Annotated in this window: 17 protein-coding genes; 3 read left to right on the top strand and 14 right to left on the bottom strand. The window is 66.1% G+C overall.

Features of this window, described 5'->3' with window-relative positions:
• Nucleotides 1–140 precede the first annotated feature (140 nt).
• The 7 genes from IB255_RS20405 to IB255_RS20375 all read right to left on the bottom strand — a co-directional run bounded on the left by IB255_RS20405 (nt 141) and on the right by IB255_RS20375 (nt 9987).
• A complete protein-coding gene (locus IB255_RS20405; protein ID WP_192210782.1) occupies nt 141–2666 on the bottom strand; it encodes a TonB-dependent siderophore receptor in 2526 nt (841 codons plus the stop codon).
• A 228-nt stretch (nt 2667–2894) separates the two neighbouring features.
• Nucleotides 2895–3869, bottom strand: coding sequence for a FecR domain-containing protein (locus IB255_RS20400; protein WP_081518336.1), 975 nt, complete (start codon nt 3867–3869; stop codon nt 2895–2897).
• Nucleotides 3866–4399, bottom strand: a complete 534-nt coding sequence (locus IB255_RS20395; protein WP_081518335.1) for a sigma-70 family RNA polymerase sigma factor — start codon at nt 4397–4399, stop codon at nt 3866–3868. The genes IB255_RS20400 and IB255_RS20395 overlap by 4 nt, the downstream gene beginning before the upstream one ends.
• 302 nt (nt 4400–4701) lie before the next feature.
• Nucleotides 4702–5697, bottom strand: coding sequence for an AraC family transcriptional regulator (locus IB255_RS20390; RefSeq protein ID WP_081518334.1), 996 nt, complete (start codon nt 5695–5697; stop codon nt 4702–4704).
• A 75-nt stretch (nt 5698–5772) separates the two neighbouring features.
• Nucleotides 5773–7794 (bottom strand): alkyl/aryl-sulfatase, encoded by a 2022-nt coding sequence (locus tag IB255_RS20385; RefSeq protein ID WP_192210781.1) that lies wholly within the window; start codon nt 7792–7794, stop codon nt 5773–5775.
• Nucleotides 7795–7932: 138 nt separating this feature from the next.
• The gene (locus tag IB255_RS20380; protein WP_081518333.1) at nt 7933–8604 is read right to left on the bottom strand and encodes a DUF3313 domain-containing protein; all 672 of its coding nucleotides are present in this window, start codon (nt 8602–8604) and stop codon (nt 7933–7935) included.
• An 81-nt stretch (nt 8605–8685) separates the two neighbouring features.
• A complete protein-coding gene (locus tag IB255_RS20375; protein ID WP_192210780.1) occupies nt 8686–9987 on the bottom strand; it encodes an OmpP1/FadL family transporter in 1302 nt (433 codons plus the stop codon).
• A gap of 411 nt (nt 9988–10398) precedes the next feature.
• Here IB255_RS20375 and IB255_RS20370 point away from each other — a divergent pair, with 411 nt between their 5' ends.
• Both IB255_RS20370 and aguA read left to right on the top strand, forming a co-directional pair.
• A complete protein-coding gene (locus tag IB255_RS20370) occupies nt 10399–11286 on the top strand; it encodes a LysR substrate-binding domain-containing protein (RefSeq protein WP_192210779.1) in 888 nt (295 codons plus the stop codon).
• A gap of 301 nt (nt 11287–11587) precedes the next feature.
• Nucleotides 11588–12703: an agmatine deiminase gene (gene aguA / locus IB255_RS20365; RefSeq protein ID WP_192210778.1), complete on the top strand. Its 1116-nt coding sequence runs from the start codon at nt 11588–11590 to the stop codon at nt 12701–12703.
• 52 nt (nt 12704–12755) lie between these two features.
• Here the strand turns inward: aguA and IB255_RS20360 are convergent, their stop codons facing one another.
• Nucleotides 12756–13937 (bottom strand): GGDEF domain-containing protein, encoded by a 1182-nt coding sequence (locus IB255_RS20360; RefSeq protein ID WP_081518329.1) that lies wholly within the window; start codon nt 13935–13937, stop codon nt 12756–12758.
• 217 nt (nt 13938–14154) lie between these two features.
• On the opposite strand from IB255_RS20360, the gene IB255_RS20355 reads away from it, so the two are divergent.
• Entirely contained in the window at nt 14155–14418 is a 264-nt protein-coding gene (locus IB255_RS20355) for a hypothetical protein (protein ID WP_139791577.1), read from the top strand.
• A 10-nt stretch (nt 14419–14428) separates the two neighbouring features.
• Here IB255_RS20355 and IB255_RS20350 read toward each other — a convergent pair whose 3' ends face one another.
• The 6 genes from IB255_RS20350 to IB255_RS20325 form a co-directional block, all read right to left on the bottom strand.
• Complete coding sequence (locus IB255_RS20350) at nt 14429–15256, bottom strand: peptidylprolyl isomerase (RefSeq protein ID WP_081518327.1); 828 nt, start codon at nt 15254–15256, stop codon at nt 14429–14431.
• Nucleotides 15257–15268: 12 nt separating this feature from the next.
• Nucleotides 15269–15952, bottom strand: a complete 684-nt coding sequence (gene narI, locus IB255_RS20345) for a respiratory nitrate reductase subunit gamma (protein WP_081518326.1) — start codon at nt 15950–15952, stop codon at nt 15269–15271.
• 29 nt (nt 15953–15981) lie between these two features.
• Nucleotides 15982–16752 carry a nitrate reductase molybdenum cofactor assembly chaperone gene (gene narJ / locus IB255_RS20340; RefSeq protein ID WP_081518325.1) on the bottom strand — a complete coding sequence of 257 codons (771 nt, stop codon included), beginning with the start codon at nt 16750–16752 and terminating at the stop codon, nt 15982–15984.
• Nucleotides 16745–18304: a nitrate reductase subunit beta gene (gene narH / locus IB255_RS20335; RefSeq protein WP_081518324.1), complete on the bottom strand. Its 1560-nt coding sequence runs from the start codon at nt 18302–18304 to the stop codon at nt 16745–16747. Before narH ends, narJ begins: the two co-directional genes overlap by 8 nt.
• Complete coding sequence (locus tag IB255_RS20330; RefSeq protein ID WP_081518323.1) at nt 18301–22065, bottom strand: nitrate reductase subunit alpha; 3765 nt, start codon at nt 22063–22065, stop codon at nt 18301–18303. The genes narH and IB255_RS20330 overlap by 4 nt, the downstream gene beginning before the upstream one ends.
• A 75-nt stretch (nt 22066–22140) precedes the next feature.
• Nucleotides 22141–24789: a nitrate/nitrite transporter gene (locus tag IB255_RS20325; protein ID WP_081518322.1), complete on the bottom strand. Its 2649-nt coding sequence runs from the start codon at nt 24787–24789 to the stop codon at nt 22141–22143.
• Nucleotides 24790–24832 lie beyond the last annotated feature (43 nt).

Below are 24832 nucleotides of genomic sequence, written 5' to 3'. Positions count from 1 at the left end.
TGGCCTTCTCCTGCCGGTGTGCCCCGACGGGGAGGCAAAAAAAATGCTGCCTGGAACAGGCAGCATTCATGGGTCACGCACCATTGGTGACTGGCTTCAGTCTGCCGGCGCAAGATTAAGCTTTGATGAAGGCCCGATTCTCAATACGTCGCGCGCACGGTCAGCATGAAGTTGCGCGGGTCGCCATAGACGTTGCCATAGGTCGAGGTGCCGACCGTCTGGTAGTACTTCTTGTCGAACAGGTTGTTGCCGTTGAGCGCGACGTTCCAGTGTTCGTCCAGCTGGTAGTCGACCAGCGCATTCCACACCGCGTAGCCGCTTTGCTGGTAGTCGTACGGCACGTCGGCCTGCGTCACGTTGCCGTTGCTGTCGTAGTAGGAGGCGGTGCCGCTGACCTTGGTCGCGCTCTGGATATCGACGCCGCCGCCGACGCGGAACTTCGACCAGTCGCCCGGCAGGCGGTAGGTGCTGAACAGCTTGGCCAGGTGCTTGGGCGTAATGGTGCTCAGCTCGCCGCCGACGGTGCGGTTCTTGTTGAGGTTGAGGGTGTAGCTGGCCATCACCATCCAGTCCGGCAGTACCTCGCCGGAGATTTCCATGTCCACGCCCTTGCTGACGACTTCGCCGCCGTTGACGTAGCAGCAGTTGCCGCCGAACAGCACCGAGGTGGCGTCGTACTGCGGGTCGAGCACGGCCTGGTCTTCGCGCTTGGTGTAGTAGAGCGCCACGCTGGTGTTCACCCTGCCGTCGAACAGCTCGCCTTTCAGGCCCGTCTCGTAGGTCTTGCCGGTCATGGGGTCGAGGGTGCTGCCGCTGCCCAGCGGGCCGGCCATGTAGTTCTGCTGCGGCTTGAAGATTTCCGCGTAGCTGGCGTAGGCGGCCCACTCGTCGCTGAGGTCGTAGACGATGCCGCCGAACGGCGTGGTCCTGGTCGGTTCGCGCATGTCGACGCGCGACTGCGTGTTCCAGGTGCCGTTGGCCAGGGTCTGGTAGGTCTGGTCGAACTTGTAGCGCTGCACCCGCGCGCCAAGGATCAGATGCAGCGGCTCGGCCAGCTGCAGGCGCAGGCTGGAGTAGAGGCCGTACTGGGTCTGGCTGTTGGGGCTGTAGTTGCGGGTAACGTCCGGACGGGGGCCGGGGTCGGTCCAGGGCGTGGAGTTCGGGTCGAACACGTCCACCGTGCCGCCGGCCGTGGCGAAGCGCGGGGTGCCCTGCCAGCGGCTGTCGATGTCCTGGTAGTCGCCGCCGACGGTGAGCTGGTGGTTCAGGCCGAACAGGCTGAAGTTGCCCGAGACGTTGGCGTCCCAGAGGTCCTGCTCGCTCCACTGGGTGATCCAGGTGCCGTAGCGGGTGACCCCGGTGCCGGTCACCGGGTTCACCGAACCCAGGGTGGTGGCGTTGTTGGTTTCGATGGTGTCGTAGATGTTGGTGTAGCTGAGGTTGAGCTTCCAGTCGTCGTTCAGGCGGTGGTCGAGCTTGGCGAAGTACTCGCGGGAGAAACCATCCGCGTAGGCCCAGGTGGTGGACAGCCCGGTATGGCGCGGCAGGCCGAGGTCGACGCCGTTGCTGTAGCGCGGCACGGCGTTGGCGGTGCCGGTTTCGTGGACCTGGTTGAAGCGCATCCCGCCGGTGAGCAGGGTGTCGTCGGTGACATCGGCTTCCAGCACGCCGTAGAAGATCGGCTTGTCGGTGGCACGGTTGTCGGTGAAGTACTGGCGGTCCTGGTAGGCCACCACCGCGCGCCCGCGCAGCTTGCCGTCGAAGCCCAGCGGCCCGGTCACGTCCAGCTCGGAGCGGTAGTTGTCCCAGGTGCCGGCGGAGGCGCTGAATTTCAGCTGGTAGGTATCCAGCGGGCGCTTGCGCACCAGGTTGATGATGCCGCCGGGGTCGCCGGTGCCGCCGAACAGCGCCGAGCTGCCGCGCAGCACTTCGACGTGGTCGAACTCGGCCATGTCGTAGACGTTGGAGGAGTAGAACGAGCCGGCGGTGGTGCCCAGGGCCATCGGCGCGGCGCCGTCGAGCTGGATGTTCTGGATGGCGAAGCCGCGCGAGTAGTAGTCCTGCAGGCGGAAGGTGCCGCTCTGCACGGTGATCCCCGGTACCGCCTTCATGGCCTCGTTGATGTCGGTGATCTGGCGGTCGTCCATCAACTGGCGGGTGATTACCGAGACCGACTGCGGGGTTTCCTTCAGCGAAGTCGGCGTCTTCGAGCCGACGCTGGTCAGGCCCGGCGTGTAGCTGCCGCTGTTCTCGGTGGCCTGGCCCATGCCCTGGCCCATGATGGTGGTGTCGGTCATCTCCAGCGCGGCGTCGTCCCGCGGGATCGGCACCAGCTGGTAGCGGTTGCCTTTGCGCTGGGCTGCGAGGCCGCTGCCCATCAGCATCACGTCCAGCGCTTCCTCGGCGCTGTAGTTGCCGCGCACGGCCTGGCTCTGGCGGTCGCGGGTCAGCTCGGCGTCGGCGGCCAGCAGCAGGCCGGTCTGCGCGGCCAGCTCATTGAGCTGGCGGGCGAGGGGGCCGGCGGGAATGTCGAGGCTCTGGCGCTGAGCTTGCTCGGCCATCGCCGTGGAAGTTGCCGTGAGCGGGGCGACGGTGGCCAGGCTCAGGGCGATGGCGAGAAACAGGGGATGCTTTTTGCTCGGGAAGTGCTGGTCTTGGCGTGACATTCCGGTTCCTTGGCGTCCGGTTATTAGGAGTGTTTCCTAGTAATCCGAAGCAGAACGGAAAATCGGAACCATTCTCGAAAACTTTTTTTGCAGGGTGCCACCTGAGCGGGAAGGCTGTTGCTCGCCAACACACGTCGCGCGGATATCGAGTCAGCGTTATCCGCCGCGAGCTTGACGGCGGATAACCCGTTCCGGGTTATGCGCCCTACGAATGCGTTCAGCGCCTGGCTAGCTTCGTGGAACCACCGTCACCCACCAGTCGAAACGCCGCTGTACGCGCACCGGCAGCGCCTCTTCCAGCTGTGCCAGGGCCTGGTCGGTGTCGGCCAGCGGGAAGCTGCCCATGACGCGCAGCCGTGCCACGGCGGGGTCGACGCCCAGGTGGCCGCGCCGGTAGCCGCCGAGTTCGGCGATGAATTCTTCCAGCGGCATGTCCTCGGCCAGCAGCAGGCCGCGGCTCCAGGCTTCGCGGCGGGCTTCGGCGTGGGTCAGCGCACCGGCTTCGCGGGCATCGAAGACGACGCCCTGGCCCGCCTGCAGGGTGAGGCTGGCGCCGCTGTCCTGCAGGGTGGCGCGCACCGCGCCCTGGTAGACATTGAGCTGCGTGCGCGGGCCGATTTCGCGCACGCTGAAGCGCGTGCCCAGCGGCTGCAGCAGGCCGGCACGGGTGCGGACCTGGAAGGGGCGGCTGTCGCCGTGGCCGGTCTCGATCAGCACTTCACCGGCGTACAGCACCAGCTCGCGGCGGGCGTCGTCGAAATGAACGTCCAGTGCGCTGTCGCTGTTGAGCCAGACTTGTGTGCCGTCGCTCAGCTGCTCGCTGCGGCGCTCGCCCACCGCCGTGCGGTACTGGGCGCGCCACGCGTGCAGGCTGGCGATGGGATTTGCTCGCCAACCGAGCCAGCCGAACAGGCCGGCGCCGGCCAGCACGCTGAACTGGCTGAGCAGTCGACGGCGGGTCTGCTTGCCGGTGCGCAGGCCGGCCAGGGTCCGGTGCGCGGCAGGGCCCTGCTCCTGCAGGCCGGCAAAGCGCTGGCCGATGCGTTCGATGTAGCTCCAGGCCAGGCGCTGTGATTCGCCCTGGTCGAGCCAGCGGCGCCATTGCGCGCGCAGTTCGGCGTCGTTGGGGGATTCCTGCAGGCGCGCGAACCAGTCGGCGGCGCATTCCAGCGTGGCGTGGTCGAGGCCGGGGCGCGCGCTCATTGCAGCACTCCGTCCAGTTCCGCCTCGAGCAGGGCGCACTGGAACATGGCCTGGGCGATGTACTTGGTCACCGTACGGACCGAAACGCCAAGCTCCTCGGCGATCTCCCGGTAACCCATGCCGTGCAGCTGCGACAGGCTGAAGGCGGCGGCGACCTTGGGCGGCAGCCGTTCCAGCAGGTCCTGCAGCTGGCCAAGGGTTTCCAGGATGATCGCCTGGTGCTCCTGCGACGGCCAATGGCTTTCCGGCACCAGCGCCAGGGCTTCGAGCCAGGCCTTCTCCAATTGCTTGCGGCGCCAGAAATCGACGCACAGGTGCAGCGAGATGCGGCTCAGGTAGGCGCGGGCGTGGACGTCGCTCTCGAACTCCCGTGGCTGCGCCAGCAGGCGCACGAAGACGTCCTGGGCCAGCTCGGCGGCATCGCTGGCATTGCCCAGGCGACGATTGATCCACTGCTGGATCCAGCCGTGGTTCTCGCGGTAGAGGCTGGCCACTTGGGCTCGATGGGCGCAGGCGATGGGTCGTGTCATGGGAGGCCGGACGATGGATCGTGCAAATGCGAATTATTATCAAAATAACCGAATGCCTGGCCTCAGGGCAATAACGCTTTGCAGGGAATGTTCGAGTGATCGCCGGTATCGCTGGGCTGCTGGAGGAGCGCGCCATGCGCGCGACCACAGGCCTGGTGCCACTGGCGCAGCAGTGTGTTTGCTCTGGTAGGGCGGACAACGCGCCAGCGTTATCCGCCGTCAGGCTGCCGGCGGATAAGCCGTTCCGGGTTATGCGCCCAACGGAGCGGAGCGGCATTGAGTCGATCGCGGGTGTGGCGGACTCAGGCCTTCAGCGCGCGCCGATGCTCGATGGGCGCCATGCCGAACCAGCGGTGGTGCGCGCGGCAGAATGAGGTGGTGCGGCGGTAGCCCAGCTCCTGGGCGATCCGCGCGATGGGCAGGTCGGACTGGCCGAGCAGTTGTTCGGCGCGACGGCGGCGGATCTGGTCGACGTGCTCTTCGAAGTCGATACCGTCGTTGGCCAGTCGACGCTGCAGGGTGCGCGGGTGCAGGTCGAGCATTTGTGCCACCTGTTCCAGGTTGCAGCGCTGCCGGGGCAGCAGGGCGTGGATGTGCCGCTCGACCTCGAAGCCGAGTTTCTCGTCGGCGCCTGAATGTGCTTCCAGGTAGAACTTCACGATGGCGTGCAGCGTGGCGTCGTGGCGTACGCAGGGACGTTGCAGGTCGCGCTGGGAGATCGCCAGGGCGTTGTATTCCTGGCCGAACAGCACCGGGCAACCGAAGTAGCGCCGGTACAAGGCCAGCTCGGCTTGCGGCTGGTGGCGCAGCAGCACGGTGGTCGGCTGGAAGGGCGTGCCCAGCAGTTCGGCCATCATCAGCCGGCCATGCAGCAGGGACTTCTCGACGATCTGCGGAATCTCTTCGATGCACGGCAGGGCATTGTCGAAGCAGAGCAGGGTGCAGTCGTTGCGGCGCTCGAGGTGGAAGAGGATCGAGGGGCTGTAGAGGCGCATGTAGCGCACCACCGCAGCCAGCCCTTCGCCGGCAGTGGGCGCGGTCTGCGCCAGGTGTTGCAGGGGGCCGAGCAGGGTGGATTTCTGCCGGCTCGCCAGTTCCAGGCCGAATTCCGGCATGGCCAGTGAGCGGGCGCTGCCTTCGAAGATCTGCACCAGGCTGCGGTAGGAGAACTTCTTCTCGTAGTCGCCGACGACGTTCAGGTCGATGCGATGCGGCGTGAGGTGAGCGCGCAGCGAGGCGCCGCGCTCGGCGAGCAGTTCGCCGAACTGGAGGAAAGCGGTGCCGCGAACGGTATCCATGTGAGGGGCCTCCAGGACTGCGAGGAAAGCGCCAGGCCGGCGGCGCGTGCCGCCGGCCTGGCTGTTGCGGCCCGGTCAGGGCGTGACGATGTTGAACCAGAAGTCGAAGTTGTCCATGTAGCTCATGAGCTCTTCGAGCTTGGCCTGGTCGCCTTTGACCTTGATGTCGCCCGAGGCCTCGGCATCCTTCAGCGTCGCCTGCTTGAGCATCAGCTTGTTGAGGGTGTCGCGGGTCAGGGTGATGGTGGCGTCGGCGTCCTTGGCCTGCAGACCTTCGGTGTGGTTGAGCACGCCGTTTTCCATCTGCAGCAGGTACTTCTGCTTGAGGTCGGTGAAGTCGAAGTTCAGGGTGATCTTCTTGTCCTCGACTTCCGGGCCTTTCAGGCGCATGGCCAGGTAGTCGAAGAACAGATCAAGGTCCATCGCCTTGACGGTGTCGGGGCTGGCGGTGTCCGGCGTCGGCAGCTTCTGCACGCCGTTACGCAGCTCCTGCGCGCCGGTCAGGTAGAAGTTGCGCCACGGGCCACTCTCGGCCTGGTAGCCCATCTGCTCGAGGGCATCGGCCTGCAGGTTCTTCGCCGCCTGGTTGTTCGGGTCGGCGAAGACCACGTGGTTGACCACCTCGGCTACCCAGCGGTAGTCGCCCTTGTCGTAGTACTCCTTGGCCTTCTTCAGCACCGCGTCGGCGCCGCCCATCATGTCGACGTAGCGCTTGCCTTCCTCGTCCGGCGGCAGCTCGTGCAGGGTCGCCGGGTTGCCGTTGAACCAGCCCAGGTAGAGCACGTAGGTCGCCTTCACGTTGTGGTTCAGCGAGCCGTAGTAGCCACGGTTGGAGAACTTGGTGGCGATCGCCTTGGGCAGCTTCACCTGCTCGGCGATCTCGGTCATGGTCAGGCCCTTGTTCGCCAGGCGCAGGGTTTCGTCGTTGATGTAGCGGTACATGTCGCGCTGCAGGCCGATGTGCTCGTTGACTTCCTTGTTGCCCCAGACCGGCCAGTGGTGCATGGCGTACATCACCTGGACGTCGTCGCCCCACATCTTCAGCGCCTGGTTGAGGTACTTGGACCAGGGCAGCGGCTCGCGGATTTTCGCGCCGCGCAGCGAGTAGGTGTTGTGCAGGGTGTGGGTGGAGTCTTCGGCGGTGTTCAGCGCCTTCATTTCCTTGATGTAGTACATCATCTCGGCCGGGGCCTCGCTGCCCGGCGCGTAGAGGAACTCGTAGTGCAGGCCGTCGATGACGTGCTTCTCACCGGTCTGCGAGATGATGTCGGTCGGCGGGATCAGGGTCACGGTGCCGGCAGAGGTGGTAGTGCCCAGGCCCGCGCCGAGCTGGCCGGTGTCACTCGGTGGCAGCAGGTTGCCGTACATGTAGCTGGCACGACGGCTCATGGCGGTGCCGGCCATCACGTTCTCGGCCACGGCGTGTTCGAGGAAGCCCTTGGGTGCGTAGATCTTCACCTTGCCGGCCTTGACGTCTTCCTCTTTCACCACGCCCTTAACGCCGCCGTAGTGGTCGACGTGGCTGTGGGTGTAGATCACCGCCACCACCGGTTTCTTCGGCCGGTGCTGGTAGTACAGCTCCAGCGCCGCGCGGGCGGTTTCCTCGGAGATCAGCGGGTCGAAGATGGTGATGCCGGTCTTGCCCTCGACGATGGTCATGTTCGACAGGTCGTAGTTGCGCACCTGGTAGAGGCCCTTGGTGACCTCGAACAGACCGGAGATGTTGATCAGCTGCGATTGCCGCCACAGGCTCGGGTTGGTCGAGGCCGGCGCGGCCTGGCCTTCCTTGATGAAGTTGTACTTGGCCGGGTCCCAGATCAGGTTGCCTTTCTCGCCCTTGATCGGCTCGGACGGCAGCGGCGCGATGAAGCCCTTGTGCGCCAGCTCGAACGAGGTCTTGTCGTCGAACGGCAGCTCCTTGAGCAGGGCGTCGTTGGCGGACTTGGTCGCGTCGGTAGCAGCCTTGGGCGCTTCGGCGGCCCAGGCCTGGGTGGTCATGGAGATGGCGGCGGCCAGGGCGAACGAGGCACTGAATTTCCACAGGCCTTGGCCTGGCAGTTGGCCAAACGGCTTCAGGGATCGGGCAATCGCTTTCATTTCAAGCTCCTTCTTGCGGAATGCGCTGTACCTGCGGGGCAACTGCCAGCGTTGAATGTCGGTGACTTCCTCACTGCATCGGGTGGTGCGTCGGGGCCTTGTGGGCATGGCCCGCCGGTTGGCGGGCCATGCAGGGGGTTACTTGTGTTTCAGCTGCTCATAGGACTTGAGCATGTCCCGAGCCCAGCCATCGAGCACGGCCTTGGCGTCATTGGCGCTCATGACCTGGGAGGAGTTCTCCAGCTCGGTGCCGGCGCCCTTGCGCACGACCTGGGCGACCACCTTGCCGTCGCTGCCGTCGAGGAAGGCCGCTTCGGTGGCGATGCTGGTGTCCTGGTCGCGAATGCCGGTGGCGGTGCTGACGCCGGCGGCGATCAGGGCGATCGGGATCACCTCGTAGGGTTGCAGGCCTTTGGTTTCGGCGCTGACGGCGGTGATCGCCGGGCGCACGATCAGCACGCCCGGGCCGGGGCCGGTGGCGAGCGGCAGGGCCTTGGAGAATTGCGTCTGCAGCGCCTGGTCGTAGTACTGGGTGATGCCGTCCAGGGTGCTCTGCGGGATCTTCTCGCTGGGCTGCGGTTTCGGGTAGAGCTGGCTCGGCTCGACGTAGACGCTGGTGAACTGGCTGACGTCGATGCCGGGTTTGATCCAGCGCATCACCGGTGCGCCGGAGGGCGATTTCTCTTCCTTGAGGACGCTGTAGTCCTTGAGGAAGCCTGAGTAGTTCTCCGGCTCCACGTACTTGCTGGCGCAGCCGGAGAGGGTAAGGGTGGCCACGCACAGCGGCAGGGCCAGGAATTTCAGGTTCATTGCAGTGCTCCTTAGGGATGTTTCTTGTGGAAGGTGTCGTATCGCAGTGTCAGGGCCGCGCTCTTGTCGTCGCGTAGGCCGTCAGAATCGCCAGGTCGCACCGCCGCCGATGATGTGCAGGGCGGCGTTGTTGTAAGTGCCGGAAAGGGTCTCGCCGGAGCGTGACTTGGTCTGCTCGACGTCCATGTCGCCGAGCCAGACGAGGGTGTAGGCCAGGTGCAGGTCGAGGCCTTCCTCGACCTGGTAGTTGATGCCGGTCGCCAGGCGCCAGGTCTCGGCCATGGGGTTGTCCACGGTGCGGTCCTTGTCGTCCACCGCCGAGCTGTCGTAGCCCAGGCCGAGGCTCCAGCGCCATTGCGGGGTGGCCTGGTACTGGGTGCCGATGGAGGCGTGCCAGGTGTCCTTGTACTTGCGGTCGACAGTACGGTCGACGCCGCCGGCGTTGGCGTCGACGTCTACGCCGATCTCGCCGAACTCGCTCCAGTCCTGCCAGCCCAGGCTGCCCAGCAGCTTCCACTGCGGGTCCAGCTGGTGGGCGATGCTCAGGGTCGCCGTCTGCGGGATGTTCACGTCCAGCTCCAGCGAGCTGACGTCCAGGCGGTTGAGCGCGGCATTGATGATCGGGTTGCTGATCTTGCTCACGTCGGGGCTGTCTTCGAATTCCAGCTTCACCTTGCTGGTGTAGGCGAAGCCGATCTGCGTGCGCTCGCTCAGGTCATAGAGCAGGCCCAGGTTGACGCCGACGCCGACGTCGGTGTCCTTGTATTCCAGCTGGCCGTCGGGGTTGTCGCGCAGGCCCAGCAGGTTGTTGTTGATGGCCATCTCGGTGCGGTAGTAGCCGTAGACGATGCGCGGGCCGATGCCGACGGTGAGGTCGTCGGTGAACTTGTGCGCGATGGTCGGCTGGAAGGACACGCCGATGATCGCCGTTTCCTGGCTGAAGTAGCGGCCGGCCCAGTCATCGTCATAGTTCAGCGCCAGGCCGAAGTTGCCGTACATGCCGAAGCCGATGGCCGAGCGCTCGTCGATCTGCTGGCTGACGAAGAAGCTCGCGCCGGGCAGCCATTCCAGGGCGTTGCCGCCTTCGTTGCCATCGAACTGGTTGTTGTCGTCACGGGAGAAACGCAGGTCGCCGAGGATGACCTGGGCGTTGGCGCTGATCTGCGTGCCCTTGAGCCTGGCGATACCGGCGGGGTTGCTCATCAGCACGCTGGGGTCGCTGGCCAGGGCGGCGGAGCCGGCGTTGGCCAGGCCCATGCCTTCCTGCCCGGCCTCGTAGATCATGATGCCGCCCGCGGAGGCGGGGCCGGAGAACAGGATACAAAGCGATGTGGCAATGGTGGCGCTGATGGCCTTTGCGGCGCCTGTGCTGTCTCTGGTCATCGAGCATCCCCTGCTGATCCCTGACTGGCTCTCGCGTCGCCCCGGCGACATGAAAGGCATTCGCTCCGAATGCGCTCTGGAGACGTTGAGCCTGCTACCCATAGAACATGGGGAAGCAGGTTGTGTGAAAGAGCCTAGATAGCGATCCGGGATATGCAACTCGGGTTTTGCTTCAAGACGCGATAGATGTGCAGGAGGCGACACAACCAGCGGCATAAAGAGTCTCCAGTCGCCTGGCCTGTCGATTGGCCCGTTACCGGACGACTGCGCCCCCGCAATGTGGCATTGGCCCCGTGCGGGTGGCGGCTGTCGCGAAATGAGTGAGGCCCCTGCCGCGATGCCGTCGCTTGCGCTGGGCGTGGCGCCTCGGTCAGCATGCCGGCCGCCATTCTTCGAAAAGACCTGCCACCCATGCGCCGCCTGCCTTCGCTTACCGCCCTGCGCACCTTCGAGTCCGCTGCCCGCCATGCGCACTTCGGCCGCGCCGCCGCCGAGCTGTGTGTCACCGACAGTGCGGTCAGCCACCAGATACGCCAGCTCGAAGAGCAACTGGGGGCGACGCTGTTCGAGCGCCAGGGGCGCCAGGTGCAGCCCACTCCCCAGGCGCGGCGCCTGCTGCGCAGTTTGCAGCAGGCCTTCGAGCTGATCGGTACGGCGTGCGATGAGTTGCGCGATCCGGGCTCCCAGGCACAGCTGCATATCGCCGTGACGGTGGAGCTGGCGCAGAAGTGGCTGGTGGGCCGGCTGGCGGATTTCGCCGAGCGCTATCCGGAGGTAGTCCTGCACCTGCATGAACAGCCGCTGGAGGCGCCGGGGCCGGCCGCCGAGATCGACCTGGCGATCACCTACGGCACCGGTCCGGCAGACGCCAGCACCTACTTCGTGCGGCCGTTGCCGACCCTGCAGTTCTTCCCGGTGTGCAGCCCCGGCCTGTTCAACCAGTCGCCGCTAAAGCACCCGCGCGACCTGGCGCGCCACTGCCTGCTGCACGACGACCAGGACGGCAAGTCCTGGACTGCCTGGCTGACCACCCATGCCAGCGACATCCGCCCCAGCCGCCACGTCTACCTTGGCCACGCCGGGCTGACCATGGAAGCGGCGGTGCGCGGGCAGGGCGTGGCGATCGGCGACAACCTGACCAGCGCCGAGGACCTGGCCAGCGGCCGGCTGGTGCGCCCGTTCGCCGCGCAGATCACCTCTCTGGGGCAGTACGCGCTGGTTTGCGAACGCCTGCGTCTGGAGAAGCCGGCGGTAGCGGATTTTATCGAATGGATGACCGACCAGCTCAATGACATTTGAGTCCGGCGCGGTCTGTTCTGGCGGCTTGACCTGCGTCTGGCAGGATGAACGCCAGGTAGGATGGCGTGGAGCGCAGCGATACCCATCGATGCGCCGTGAAGCCCAGGCAGCATGGGTGTCATAGGCTCCACCCATCCTACGGCGAGGTTTGCCGGTAAAGTCGGTACTGTTGGTGGGTCTCATCTTTTTGCTGGTTTTCGATGAATTGAATTCAGCTATTCCGCGAAATTCATCAATGGTGCTCTCCGCGGCGAGCCGGCAACCTTGAGGCATTCCAGTCCCTGATTGCGGAGTACCACCGATGTCTCGCACCCACTCGACACTGCCCAAGGCCGACGGCTTCCGCCTGCCCGGCGAATTCGAACCCAAGGCCCGCTGCTGGCTTGGCTGGCCCGAGCGCACGGACGTCTGGCGCAACGGCGGCAAGCCGGCGCAGAAGATCTGGGTCGAGGTGGTCAGCGCCATCGCCAGCAGTGAGCCGGTAACCGTCTGCGCCTCCGCCGCGCAGTACGCCAACGCCCGGCGCATGCTCCCCGAGAATGTGCGCGTGGTGGAAATGACCTGCAACGACACCTGGTTCCGCGATAGCGGCCCGGCGTTCCTGGTCAATGACGCCACCGGCGAGATGCGCGGGGTGGACTTCCGGTTCAACGCCTACGGCGGGCTCGATGGCGGCCTTTATTACCCCTGGGACAAGGACGACCAGATCGCGCAGAAAATCCTCGAGATCGAAGGTTTCGACCGCTATCGCGCGTCGATCATCGCCGAGATGGGCAGCATCCGCAGTGACGGCCAGGGCACCCTGCTGACCACCGAGCAGTGCCTGCTCAACCGCAACCGCAATGCCCACCTGGGCAAGGAAGAGGTCACCCGCCGGCTCTGCGACTACCTGGGCGCCGAGCACGTGATCTGGCTGCCGCGCGGGTGCAAGTTCGACGAAACCGACGGCCACGTCGACGATCTGGCCTGCTTCGTGCGGCCGGGCGTGGTGGTGATGCAGTGGACGGACGACCGCAGCGACCCGCAGTGGGAAATCTACCAGGAGGCCTACGACGTGCTGCGCAGCGCCCGCGACGCCCGTGGCAATGCGCTGGAGGTGCACAAGCTGCCGCAACCGCAGGTGCTGGAGTGGACGGCTGCCGAGGCCGAGGGCCTGGACCAGGTCGACGGCAGCTTCGACCGCCAGGAAGGCACGAAGATCTGCGCCTCCTACATCAACTTCTACACCGGCAACTCGGCCATCGTGATGCCGTTCTTCAACGACCCCAACGACCGCATCGCCCAGGGCGTGCTGGCCGAGCTGTTCCCGGACAAGCGCGTGATCGGTATCGACAACTCGCGGGAAATCCTCCTGGGCGGCGGCAACATCGGCTGCATCACCATGCCCCAGTACGCGGCGCCGGCGCGCCACACCTGAGGTCCCCACACGGCCCGCCTTGCGCGGGCCGCGTTGCTCCTATCCGCTCGAATCAGCCCAGGCGCAGCGGATCGCCACCGGCAACCGTGCGGTCCATCAGGCGGATGCTGTCGCGGCCGCCGCGCTTGGATTCGTAAAGCGCAGCGTCGCCTTGCTCGATCAGCGCGGCGAGGCTGGCCGGTGGCTGGTCGAACAGGTTGGCGCCGATGCTCAGGGTGACTGCCTGGGGCGTGGCGAAGTTCTGCGTGGCGGTGGTCTGGAACTGCTCGCGCAGCTTGCCGGCCAGTTCCATCACCTGTTCGCCGCTGATATTGCTCAGCAGGATGACGAACTCGTCACCGCCCAGGCGCGCCGCCACGGCCCGCTCGGGCAATGCGGCGCGGATCATCTCGCTGAGCGCCACCAGCAGGCGGTCGCCGGCGGTGTGCCCGTGCAGGTCGTTGACCTGCTTGAAGTTGTCGATGTCGATCAGCAGCAGTGCGCCGGGGCGCTCCGCAGAGATGTCCTCGAACACGCGGGGCGCACGGACTTCCAGGGCGCGGCGGTTGTACAGGGCGGTCAGCGGGTCCCGTGCGGCGAGCCGTGCGATGCGCTTCTCGCGGCGATAGCGCTCGGTGCCGGTCATCGACAGGGCGATCAGCATGATCGCCATGGCGCCCTCCACCAGGGAAATCTGGATGATTTCGCCACGGAAGGCGGCCAGGTCGATCAGCGTGCCGGGGATGATCACCGTTGCACCCTTGGCCAGGTAGAAGGCGCCGTGCACCAGCATCACGTAGCGCAGTTGCACTGCGCCCACGCTCAGGGACTTGCCGTGGGGCCGCAGCAGGTAACTGGCGCGCAGGGAGAGCAGGGCCACCAGCCAGGAGTTGGCCAGCAGCATGAGCTTGGACCACAGCGGGCCGCCGTCGGGGAGCGCCAGCAACGCAATCCAGGTGAGCGGGACGAGCAGCCAGCCCCGCGACAACCTCGCTTCGGTGAACTTCGCCACGCCGCTGAGGAAGAACCAGTGCGCCAGCACCAGCAGGCCGTTGGCGAACCAGATGCCCACCAGCAGGTAGCCGCTCATGCGCAGCAGGGCGAGGGTGGAGCCGATGGTGATGGTGGCGAAGCCCGCGCTCCAGTAGAGCAGCGAGCGTTCGCGCACGCTGCGCCATTCGATGGCCAGGTACAGCGCTGCGGCCGCCGCGAGGGCGACCGTGATGGTCAACATGGTGGGTGGATCGAGCGACATTTTCGAAACCGTACTGCACTGTCGGCAAAAACCGTGATTGTAAGCGCCCTTGCTGGTTTTCCGGTATGCCAGCCGGGCGCTTCCGGTCGGGTTTGCAGCGCTCCTGCCGTGTCTGGGAAGCGCTTCTTGCGCTTTCGTCGCATTGCGGAAGCGGCCAGTGGCCATCAGACTGCGCGGGTTCGTGAGTATTCGCTGGGGGGCTGGGAGGCCCGAAGCCATGGAGAAGCCACCGCGCCGGCGCTGGAGTCCGTTCTGGATGCTGATCGTCGCCGCCAGCTACCTGATTGCCATCCTGTTCACCGTTGCGCTGGCGGGGCTGGGCTGGATTCTCTTTTCCGGTGGCCTGGACGTGACCGTGGTGAAGGAGCGCCGCTACCTGCTGCTGGGTAGCGGCGGACTGATGCTGGCGGTGTCAGCCTATATCCTGCTGATGTCGATCCCGACCAGCCTCCTCACGACGGTGCGCCGCGACCGCTCCTGAGCCTGGCGAGTCAGAGCCCGATATCGCTGCGCCGGTTGCCGGAGCCTTCGATGGGGTCTTCATCCAGGCTGAAGCCGCGGACACCGATTTCCTTCTCCAGCGCCAGCAGGTACTGGCGCAGGGCGTGGCGGGTGGATTCCTCGCGCAGGCTGTGGTGTACGTGGTTGGCGACCTGGGCATAGGGCAGCGGCTTGCGTTCCTGGCGCTCGTCGATGCTCACCACGTGCCAGCCATAGCGTGACGCCAGTGGCCGGTCGTGCAGGCCTACCGGCAGGCGCTGGATGGCCTGGTCCAGCTCGGCGACGGTCTGCCCGGAGGTCAGCCAGCCCAGTTCGCCGCCTTCGTCCTTCGACGGGCAGGCGGAATGCCGCTGGGCCAGGTCGGTGAAGCGCTCCGGGTGCTCGCCCAGCTCCTTCAGCAGCTTCTCGCCCAGCCGGTAGTGCGCGTCGCGGGCCTTGGCGTCTTCCGGTGCGGCGGGCAGCAGGATGTGCCGCACGCGCAGGCGGGTCGGTTCGGAGAAGCGCTCGCGGTGGGTGTCGAAGTAGCGCCGGCAGCTGGTTTCGTCCGGCTCCGGGACGTTCAGCTCGCGTTCCAGCAGGGCCGCGACGGCCTGGTCATCATCCTCGATGTTCGCTGTCAGCCCGAGCATGGCGGCGCGCTGCGACAGCAGCTCGCGCACGACCAGTGCGCGCACGGCGCTGAGCTGCGCATCGGCCAGCGAGGAGGCCGGGTGGAAGGGCGTCTCCTTGGCGATGTCGGCCTCGGTCAGTTCGGTGTCGCCGACGCGGATCACCGGGATCGGCGCATCGGGGAGGTTCTCGACGGCAATCATGTCCATTGGCTTTGTTCCTTAGCCGCGACGGCGGACGATCTGGTAGTTACGGCCGAAGTAGCCCAGCGGAATGCTCCACACGTGCACCAGGCGGGTGAAGGGGAACAGCAGGATGATGGTCAGGCCGATGAAGATGTGCAGCTTGAAGATCAGCGGGGCTTCCATCACGAAGTCGGCGGCGCCGCCGCGGAAGAACACGATGGCCTGCGCCCAGTTGGCCAGCGCCAGCATCATGCCGCCGTCCAGGTGGTCCATGGATTCGAAGATGGTGGTCAGGCCCAGGCAGGCCTGCAGCAGGAGCAGGGCGATGATCAGGTTGTCCATCACGCTGGAGGAAGCGCGCACGCGCGGGTTGGTCAGCCGCCGCCAGAGCAGCATGGCGCCGCCGATCACGCAGAGCACCCCGGCGATGCCGCCGAAGATGATCGCCATCAGCTGCTTGTGCCCGGCCGAGAGGAACGGCGCGTAGACCCAGTGCGGCGTCAGCAGGCCGACCAGGTGGCCGCCGAAGATCGCCAGGATGCCGATGTGGAAGAGGTTGCTCGCCAGGCGCATGTGCTTCGACGAAAGCATCTGGCTGGAGCCGGTCTTCCAGGTGTACTGGCCATAGTCGTAGCGCATCAGGCTGCCGATCAGGAACACGGTGCCGGCGAGGTAGGGGTAGATGCCGTAGATGAATTGGAGCAGGTATTGCTCGAACATGATGGGCCTCCGTTCATTCTTTGCCGGGTTCAGGGGCGCTCTGACGGCATGATCTGCACGACCTGGGGCAGCGCTTCGTACTTGCGCTCGGCCAGGCGTCGTCCTTCGGCTGACTGCAGGCTGCAGTCCTTGTCGGTTTCGGCGTGGAAGCGCACGGCTTCTTCCTCCCACACCGCGTCCAGCGCCTGGGGCGTGTTGTCCGGTGCTTCGCCGGCGGCCACCGGGCGCTGCTCGTCGATGGCTTCGGTGGCGCCGATCAGCGCGAGCAGGGCGCGCGGCACCAGCGCGTAGCGGGTGTCGCGCTCCTCAAGACGCGCGGTGAGCAGGGCGAGGATGTGCTGGATGTCGCCCAGCCACTGGCCGATCTCCTCATGGCTGCGGGTCGACAGGTACTCCAGGAACAGCGGCAGGTAGTCCGGCAGCTCGCGGGCGTCGAGCTGGAAGCCGGCGGCCTCGTACTCGGCCAGCAGGTTGACCATGGCCTGGCCGCGGTCGCGGGATTCGCCGTGCACGTGCTCGAACAGCAGCAGTGAGGTGGCGCGGCCACGGTCGAACAGCTCGACGTAGGCTTCCTCGAGGTCGAGCAGGTCGCCGGCGGCCAGTTCAGCGCACCACTGCGCCAGTTCCGTGCGCAGCTTCAGTGGCAGGCGGTCCTCGCCGTCGAGAATCTCCACGGCTTCGGCGCAGGCCGCCTGCAGCTCGGCGGTGGGGTAGTCGAGCAGGCGCGCCAGCACGCGCAGGCTGAGCAGGCCGACGATGGGGCCGTCGTGAGGTTTGGGAATGGCTTCGTAGTTACCCATGGCGGCTGTCCTCCACCGGGTCGAAGGTCTGCACCGGCTTGACCAGCGTGGTGGTGTTCTTGCGTCCGCCGAACAGGCTGACCTGGTTGTTGCCGCCACCGTTGCAGCCGTCGCCGAAGGTGAAGCCGCAACCGCTGCGTTCGGCATAGGCCTCGGGGATGTGCTCGCGGTGGCCGGTGGGGATGACGAAACGATCCTCGTAGTTGGCGATGGCCAGGTAGCGGTACATCTCCTCGACCTGGTTCTGGGTCAGGCCGACCTGTTGCAGCACCTCGGTATTCAGCTCCTTGTCGACGTGCTTGGCGCGCATGTACACGCGCATCGCCATCAGGCGCTTGAGGGCCAGCACCACCGGTGCTTCCTCGCCGGCGGTGAGCATGTTGGCCAGGTAGCGCACCGGGATGCGCAGCGACTCGACCTTGGGCAGCACGCCATCGAACTCCACGTGCCCGGCCTCGGCGGCGGACTGGATGGGGGAGAGCGGCGGCACGTACCAGACCATCGGCAGGGTGCGGTATTCCGGATGCAGCGGCAGGGCCAGCTGCCAGTCGATGGCCAGCTTGTAGACCGGCGAGGCTTGCGCTGCGGCGATCACGTTGTCGGGGATGCCGTCCTTGCGCGCCTGGGCGATGACTGCCGGGTCGTGCGGGTCGAGGAAAATCTCGCACTGGCGGTGGTAGAGGTCGCGGTCGTCCTTGGAGGCGGCCACTTCCTCGATGCGGTCGGCGTCGTAGAGCAGCACGCCGAGGTAGCGGATGCGCCCCACGCAGGTTTCCGAGCAGACCGTGGGCTGGCCGGTCTCGATGCGCGGGTAGCAGAAGATGCACTTCTCCGACTTACCGCTTTTCCAGTTGTAGTAGATCTTCTTGTACGGGCAGCCACTGATGCACATGCGCCAGCCGCGGCACTTGTCCTGGTCGATGAGGACGATGCCGTCTTCCTCGCGCTTGTAGATCGCGCCGCTGGGGCAGGAGGCCACGCACGCCGGGTTCAGGCAGTGCTCGCACAGGCGCGGCAGGTACATCATGAAGGTGTTTTCGAACTGCCCGTAGATGTCCGCCTGGACCTGGTCGAAGTTGATGTCCTTGCGTCGCTTGGCGAACTCGGTGCCCAGCAGTTCTTCCCAGTTCGGGCCCCATTCCACCTTGTCCATGCGCTGCCCGGAGATCAGCGAGCGCGGCCGCGCCACCGGCTGGTGGTCGCCCTGCTTGGCGCTGTGCAGGTGCTGGTAGTCGAAGGTGAAGGGCTCGTAGTAGTCGTCGATCTCCGGCAGGTCCGGGTTGGCGAAGATGTTCGCCAGTACCCGCCACTTGCCGCCGATGCGCGGGTTGATGGAGCCGTCGGCGTTGCGCACCCAGCCGCCGTTCCATTTCTTCTGGTTCTCCCACTCCTTGGGGTAGCCGATGCCGGGCTTGGTTTCGACGTTGTTGTACCAGGCGTATTCGATGCCTTCGCGGCTGGTCCAGACGTTCTTGCAGGTGACCGAGCAGGTGTGGCAACCGATGCACTTGTCGAGGTTCAGGACCATCCCGACCTGGGAGCGAATCTTCATTTGACGGCCTCCTGCTGATAGTCGTTGCCTTCGCCGTCGAGCCAGTCGATGCGGCGCATCTTGCGCACGATGACGAACTCGTCGCGGTTGGAACCCACGGTGCCGTAGTAGTTGAAGCCGTAGGAGAGCTGCGCGTAGCCGCCGATCATGTGGGTCGGCTTGGGACAGACCCGCGTGACCGAGTTGTGGATACCGCCGCGCGTGCCGGTCATCTCCGAGCCTGGGATATTCAGGATGCGCTCCTGGGCGTGGTACATCATCGCCATGCCCGGGCGCACCCGCTGGCTCACCACCGCGCGGGCGGCGATGGCGCCGTTGGCGTTGTACAGCTCGATCCAGTCGTTGTCGGAGACACCAATGGAGCGTGCGTCGTCCTCGGACATCCAGACGATCGGCCCGCCGCGCGACAGGGTCTGCATCAGCAGGTTGTCGCTGTAGGTGGAGTGGATGCCCCACTTCTGGTGCGGGGTCAGCCAGTTCAGGGCGATTTCCGGGTTGCCGTTGCTTTTCGGCGCGGCAACGCTGGCGGCGGCCTTGGTGTCGATGGGCGGGCGATAGACCATCAGGCTTTCACCGAAGGCGCGCATCCACGGGTGGTCCTGGTAGAACTGCTGGCGGCCGGTGACGGTGCGCCAGGGGATCAGCTCATGCACGTTGGTGTAGCAGGCGTTGTAGCTCACGTGCTCGTCTTCCAGGCCGGACCAGGTCGGGCTGGAGATGATCTTGCGCGGCTGCGCGACGAGGTCGCGGAAGCGGATTTTCTCCTCTTCCTTGGGCTTGGCCAGGTGCGTGTGGTCGCGCCCGGTGATCTTCGACAGCGCCGCCCACGCCTTCACCGCCACCTGGCCGTTGGTTTCCGGCGCCAGGGCGAGGATCATCTCGGCGGCGTCGATGGCCGAGGCGATCTTCGGCCGGCCGGCGGCGGAGCCTTCCAGCTTGCGGTAGTTGAGCTTGCCGAGCAGGTCGACCTCGGTCTCGGTCTTCCAGGCGATGCCCTTGCCACCGTTGCCGATGGTGTCCAGCAGCGGGCCGACGGAGCTGAAGCGCTCGTAGGTTTCCGGGTAGTTGCGCTTGACCTCGATGAGCGACGGCATGGTCTTGCCGGGGATTGCCTCGCACTCGCCTTTCTTCCAGTCACGCACTTCGGGCTGGGCCAGCTCGCCGGGGCTGTCGTGCTGCAGGGGCAGGGTGACCAGGTCGGTTTCCTCGCCCAGGTGGCCGACGCACAGGCGCGAGAAGGCCTGGGCGATGCCGTCGTAGATCTGCCAGTCGCTGCGCGCTTCCCACGCCGGGTCGGTGGCGGCGGTGAGCGGGTGGATGAAGGGGTGCATGTCCGAGGTGTTGAGGTCGTCCTTCTCGTACCAGGTGGCGGTGGGCAGCACCACATCGGAGTAGAGGCAGGTGGTGGACATGCGGAAGTCCAGGGTGGTCAGCAGGTCGAGCTTGCCTTCGATGGGCTCGTCCTTCCAGACCACCTCCTCGGAGCGCTGCTTGCCCGCTTCGCCCAGGTCCTTGCCGAGTACGCCATGCTTGGTGCCCAGCAGGTACTTGAGCATGTACTCGTGGCCCTTGCCGGAAGAGCCGAGCAGGTTGGAGCGCCAGACGAACAGGTTGCGCGGGTGGTTCTGCGGGTTGTCCGGGTCTTCGCTGGCAAAACGCAGCTGGCCGCTTTTCAGTTGCTCGACGGTGTAGTCCACGGTGCTCTTGCCGGCGGCCTGGGCGGCGGCGGCCAGGCGCAGCGGGTTGATCCCCAGTTGCGGCGCGGAGGGCAGCCAGCCCATGCGCTCGGCGCGCACGTTGAAGTCCACCAGGCTGCCGCTGAAGTCCTGCGGGCGGGCGAGCGGGGAGAGCAGCTCCTTCACTTCCAGCTTCTCGTAGCGCCACTGGCTGGAGTGGTTGTAGAAGAACGAGGTGCCGTTCATGTGGCGCGGCGGACGGTGCCAGTCGAGGGCGAAGGCCAGCGGCGTCCAGCCGGTCTGCGGGCGCAGCTTTTCCTGGCCGACATAGTGCGACCAGCCGCCGCCGCTCTTGCCGATGCAACCGCAGAGGATGAGCATGTTGATCAGCCCGCGGTAGTTCATGTCCATGTGGTACCAGTGGTTCATCCCGGCACCGACGATGATCATGGAACGGCCATGGGTCTTGTCGGCGTTGAGGGCGAACTCGCGGGCGATGCGGATCATCTGTGCCGCCGGCACCCCGGTGATCGCCTCCTGCCAGGCCGGGGTATAGGGCTTCATCTGCCCGTAGTCGCTGGCGCCGTCGTCCTCGCCCGCACCGCCGACGGTGGCTTGCAGGCCACGGTCGATGCCGTAGTTGGCGGCGGTCAGGTCGAACACGGTGACCGCCAGCACCTCGCGGCCATCGGCCAGTTTCAGGCGCTTGGCCGGCACATGGTGGTAGATGACGTCGCGCACTTTCACGTTGGGGAAGTGCTGGCGCTCGATGCCGCCGAAGTAGGGGAAGGCCACCCGCGCCACTTCGTCATGCTGGCCGAGTTGCGACAGGCGCAGGCTGATCTCCTTGCCGTCGGCGTCGACCTGCTCCAGGTTCCAGTGGCCGCTCTCGCCCCAGCGGAAGCCGATGGCGCCGCGCGGCACCACCAGGCGGTCGCCGCTCTCGTCCCAGGCCACGGTCTTCCATTCGGGGTTGTTGGCCTGCTCCAGGTTGCCGTCGAAGTCGCTGGCGCGCAGCTGCTTGCCCGGCACCAGGCTGCCGTCGTCGCGCTGTTCCAGCTCGACCAGGATCGGCATGTCGGTGTAGCGGCGGATGTAGTCGGTGAAGTAGGCGCTGGGTTTCTCCAGGTGGAATTCCTTGAAGATCACATGGCCCATGGCGATGGCCAGCGCGGAGTCGGTGCCTTGCTTGGCGCTCATCCACTCGTCGCAGAGCTTGGAGATTTCCGCGTAGTCCGGGGTGATGGCGATGGTCTTGGTGCCCTTGTAGCGCACCTCGGTGAAAAAGTGCGCGTCGGGGGTGCGGGTCTGCGGGACGTTGGAACCCCAGGCGATGATGTAGCCGGAGTTGTACCAGTCGGCGGACTCGGGCACGTCGGTCTGCTCGCCCCACACCTGGGGCGAGGCGGGCGGCAGGTCGCAATACCAGTCGTAGAAGCTCAGGCAGACCCCGCCGATCAGCGACAGGTAACGGGTGCCCGAGGCGTAGGAGACCATCGACATCGCCGGGATCGGTGAGAAGCCGGCGACGCGGTCCGGGCCGTAGGTCTTCACGGTGTAGACGTTGGCAGCGGCGACCAGGGTCTGCATCTCGTCCCAGTCGGCGCGGACGAACCCGCCACGGCCACGGATGGACTTGTACTGCTTCGCCTTCTGCGGGTCCTCGACGATGCTCGCCCAGGCCAGCACCGGGTCCTTGTGGGCTGCCAATGCCTCGCGCCAGAGCTGCACCAGCGCCTTGCGCACCATGGGGTACTTGAGCCGGTTGGCGCTGTACAGGTACCAGGAGTAGCTGGCGCCGCGCGGGCAGCCACGGGGCTCGTGGTTGGGCAGGTCGGGGCGGGTGCGCGGGTAGTCGGTCTGCTGGGTTTCCCAGGTGACCAGGCCGTTCTTCACGTAGATCTTCCAGCTGCAGGAGCCGGTGCAGTTCACCCCGTGGGTCGAGCGGGCGATCTTGTCGAACTGCCAGCGCTGGCGATAGCCGTCTTCCCAGTCGCGGCTCTCATCGCGGGTTTCGCCGTGGCCGCCGGCGAACTCCGGGGGACGCTTGACCAGGTAGCGCAGGCGGTCGATGAAGAAGCTCATGTTTCTCCTCCTTGGCAGGGCGCGCGGTTAGCAACGCGCCTCTCTAGCAACGCGACTCTTCAGCAACGCAGTTCGTCAGCAACGAACTTCGGCATTGCCACGGGTGTAGTAGAACCAGGTCAGCGCGATACACAGCACGTAGAACACGATGAACCCGTAGAGCGCCCATTCCGGGCCTCCGGTGAGGTCGAACGAACTGCCGAACGATTTCGGGATGAAGAAGCCGCCGTAGGCCGCTACCGCCGAGATGAAGCCCACCGCTGCGGCAGACTCCTTCTCGCTCTGCAGGCCCTGTTGCTCGGCGGGCAGGCTGGGGAACAGGCGGGGTGTCATGATCCGGAAGATCGCCGGGATCATCTGCGTGGTGCTGGCATTGCCCACCCCGGAGAAGAAGAACAGCAGCAGGAACATCGTCAGGAAGCCCCAGAAGGCGCCCGGCTGGTCCTTGCCTTCGATGAAGAACAGCACGCCGCCGACGCACACGGCCATGGCGACGAACACCCAGAGGCTGATCCGCCCGCCGCCGAAGCGGTCCGCCAGGCCGCCGGTGAAGGCGCGGGCGAGGGCACCGATCAGCGGGCCGAGGAAGGCGAACTTGAGCACGTCGACGCCGGGGAACAGGTGCCCGGCCAGCAGCGGGAAGCCGGCGGAGAAGCCGATGAAGCTGCCGAAGGTGCCGGTGTAGAGCACGCTCATCAGCCAGGTGTGCTTGCGCTTGAAGATCGCCATCTGGTCGGCGAAGGACGACTTGGCGCTGGCGATGTCGTTCATGCCGAACCAGGCGGCGATGGTCGCCAGGATGATGAACGGCACCCAGATGAAGCCGGCGTTCTGCAGCCACAGCGGCGTGCCGGCGGCGGTCATCTGCGGCTCGCCGCCCAGGCTGCCGAACACCGCCATGGTGATGCACAGCGGCACGGCGAACTGCATGACGCTCACGCCCAGGTTGCCCAGTCCGGCGTTCAGGCCCATGGCCGCGCCCTTGGCCTGTTTGGGGAAGAAGAACGAGATGTTCGCCATGCTCGAGGAGAAGTTGCCGCCGCCCAGGCCGCAGAGCAGGGCGAGGATCAGCATCACGAGGTACGGCGTGTTCGGGTTCTGCACGGCAAAGCCGATCCACAGCGCCGGCAGCAGCAGCGACGCGGTGGACAGCGCCGTCCAGCGCCGGCCGCCGAAGATCGGCACCATGAAGCTGTAGAAGATGCGCAGGGTGGCGCCGGACAGGCCGGGCAGGGCGGCCAGCCAGAACAGCTGGTTGGCACTGTACTCGAAGCCCGCCAGCGGCAGCTTGGCTACCACCACCGACCAGACCATCCAGATGGCGAAGGCCAGCAGCAGGTTGGGGATGGAGATCCACAGGTTGCGCGTGGCGATGCGCTTGCCGGTCTGCTCCCAGAATGCCGGGTCCTCGGGGTGCCATTCGCGCAGGACGAAGCTGCTGGGGGTGGACAGCTCCGGCAGGTCGCGCGAGGAACTGCGCTCGGCCCATTCCACCCGCTCGGCCATGCGGATCGCGTAGTGCATCCAGGCCAGGGCGCCGGCGGCGATGAGGAACAGCAGCATGAAGCAGCTCTGCCAGATGCCGACCACGTCGTTGAGCATGCCGAAGGTCAGCGGCAGCAGGAAACCGCCCAGTCCGCCCATCATCCCGACCAGGCCGCCGACCACGCCGACGTGTTGCGGGTAGTAGGTGGGGATGTGCTTGAACACCGCCGCCTTGCCCAGGGACATGAAGAAGCCCAGCACGATGATGATCGCGGCGAAGCCGATCAGCCCCAGGTGCATGGCGAATTCGACCTCGCCGCGCACACCGGTGACGACATAGCGGGTCGGTGGATAGCTGAGCAGGAAGGTGCAGATCACCGACAGGCTCAGGGTCCAGTACATCACCCGGCGCGCGCCGTAGCGGTCCGACAGCCAGCCGCCGAGGATGCGGAACAGCGAGGCCGGCACCGTGTACAGCGCGGCGACGAAACCGGCGGCGGCCAGCCCCAGGCCGTACACCTCCATCAGGTAGTGCGGCAGCCACAGGGCCAGCGCGACGAAGGCGCCGAAGACAAAGAAGTAATAGAGCGAGAAGCGCCACACGCGCAGCTCGGCCAGCGGCGCCAATTGCTCGGACAGCGGGATGGCCTTGGCCTGGCGGGTGGCAGCCTGCGGGTCGGTCTTGGCCAGCAGGATGAACAGGATGCCCATGACGCCGAGCACGATCGCATACACTAGCGCGGCGCCGCGCCAGCCGAGGGCGAGCATCAGCAGCGGGGCGGCGAGGTTGGTCAGGCCGGCGCCGACGTTACCGGCGCCGAAGATCCCCAGCGCGGTGCCCTGTTGCCCGGCTTCGAACCAGGTGGCGGTGTAGGCAGTGCCGACGATGAAGCCGCCGCCGGCGAGGCCCACGCCAAGGGCGGCCACCAGCAACATCGGGAAACTGTTGGCGAAGGTCAGCAGGTAGACGCAGACGGCCGACACCAGCATCAGCAGGCCGAACACCCAGCGGCCGCCGTAGCGGTCGGTCCACAGGCCGAGGAAGATGCGCGAGATCGAGCCGGTCAGCACCGGCGTCGCCATCAGCAGGCCGAGCTGGGTATCGCTCAGGCCGAACTCGTTCTTGATCTGCAGGCCGAGGATGGAGAACAGCGTCCATACGGCGAAGCACAGGGTAAAGGCCAGGGTCGACAAGCCGAGAGCGCGATAGCGGTCGCCGGCTGGAATTGAAGTAGCCATTCTGCACGCAGTCCCTTGAAGGTACCGTCAGCAACGGTTCGTT

Source organism: Pseudomonas sp. PDM22, from assembly GCF_014851965.1.
Taxonomy (GTDB): domain Bacteria; phylum Pseudomonadota; class Gammaproteobacteria; order Pseudomonadales; family Pseudomonadaceae; genus Pseudomonas.
Note: the sequence above shows the minus strand (reverse complement) of the source record. Positions and strands in the feature narration are given on the sequence as shown.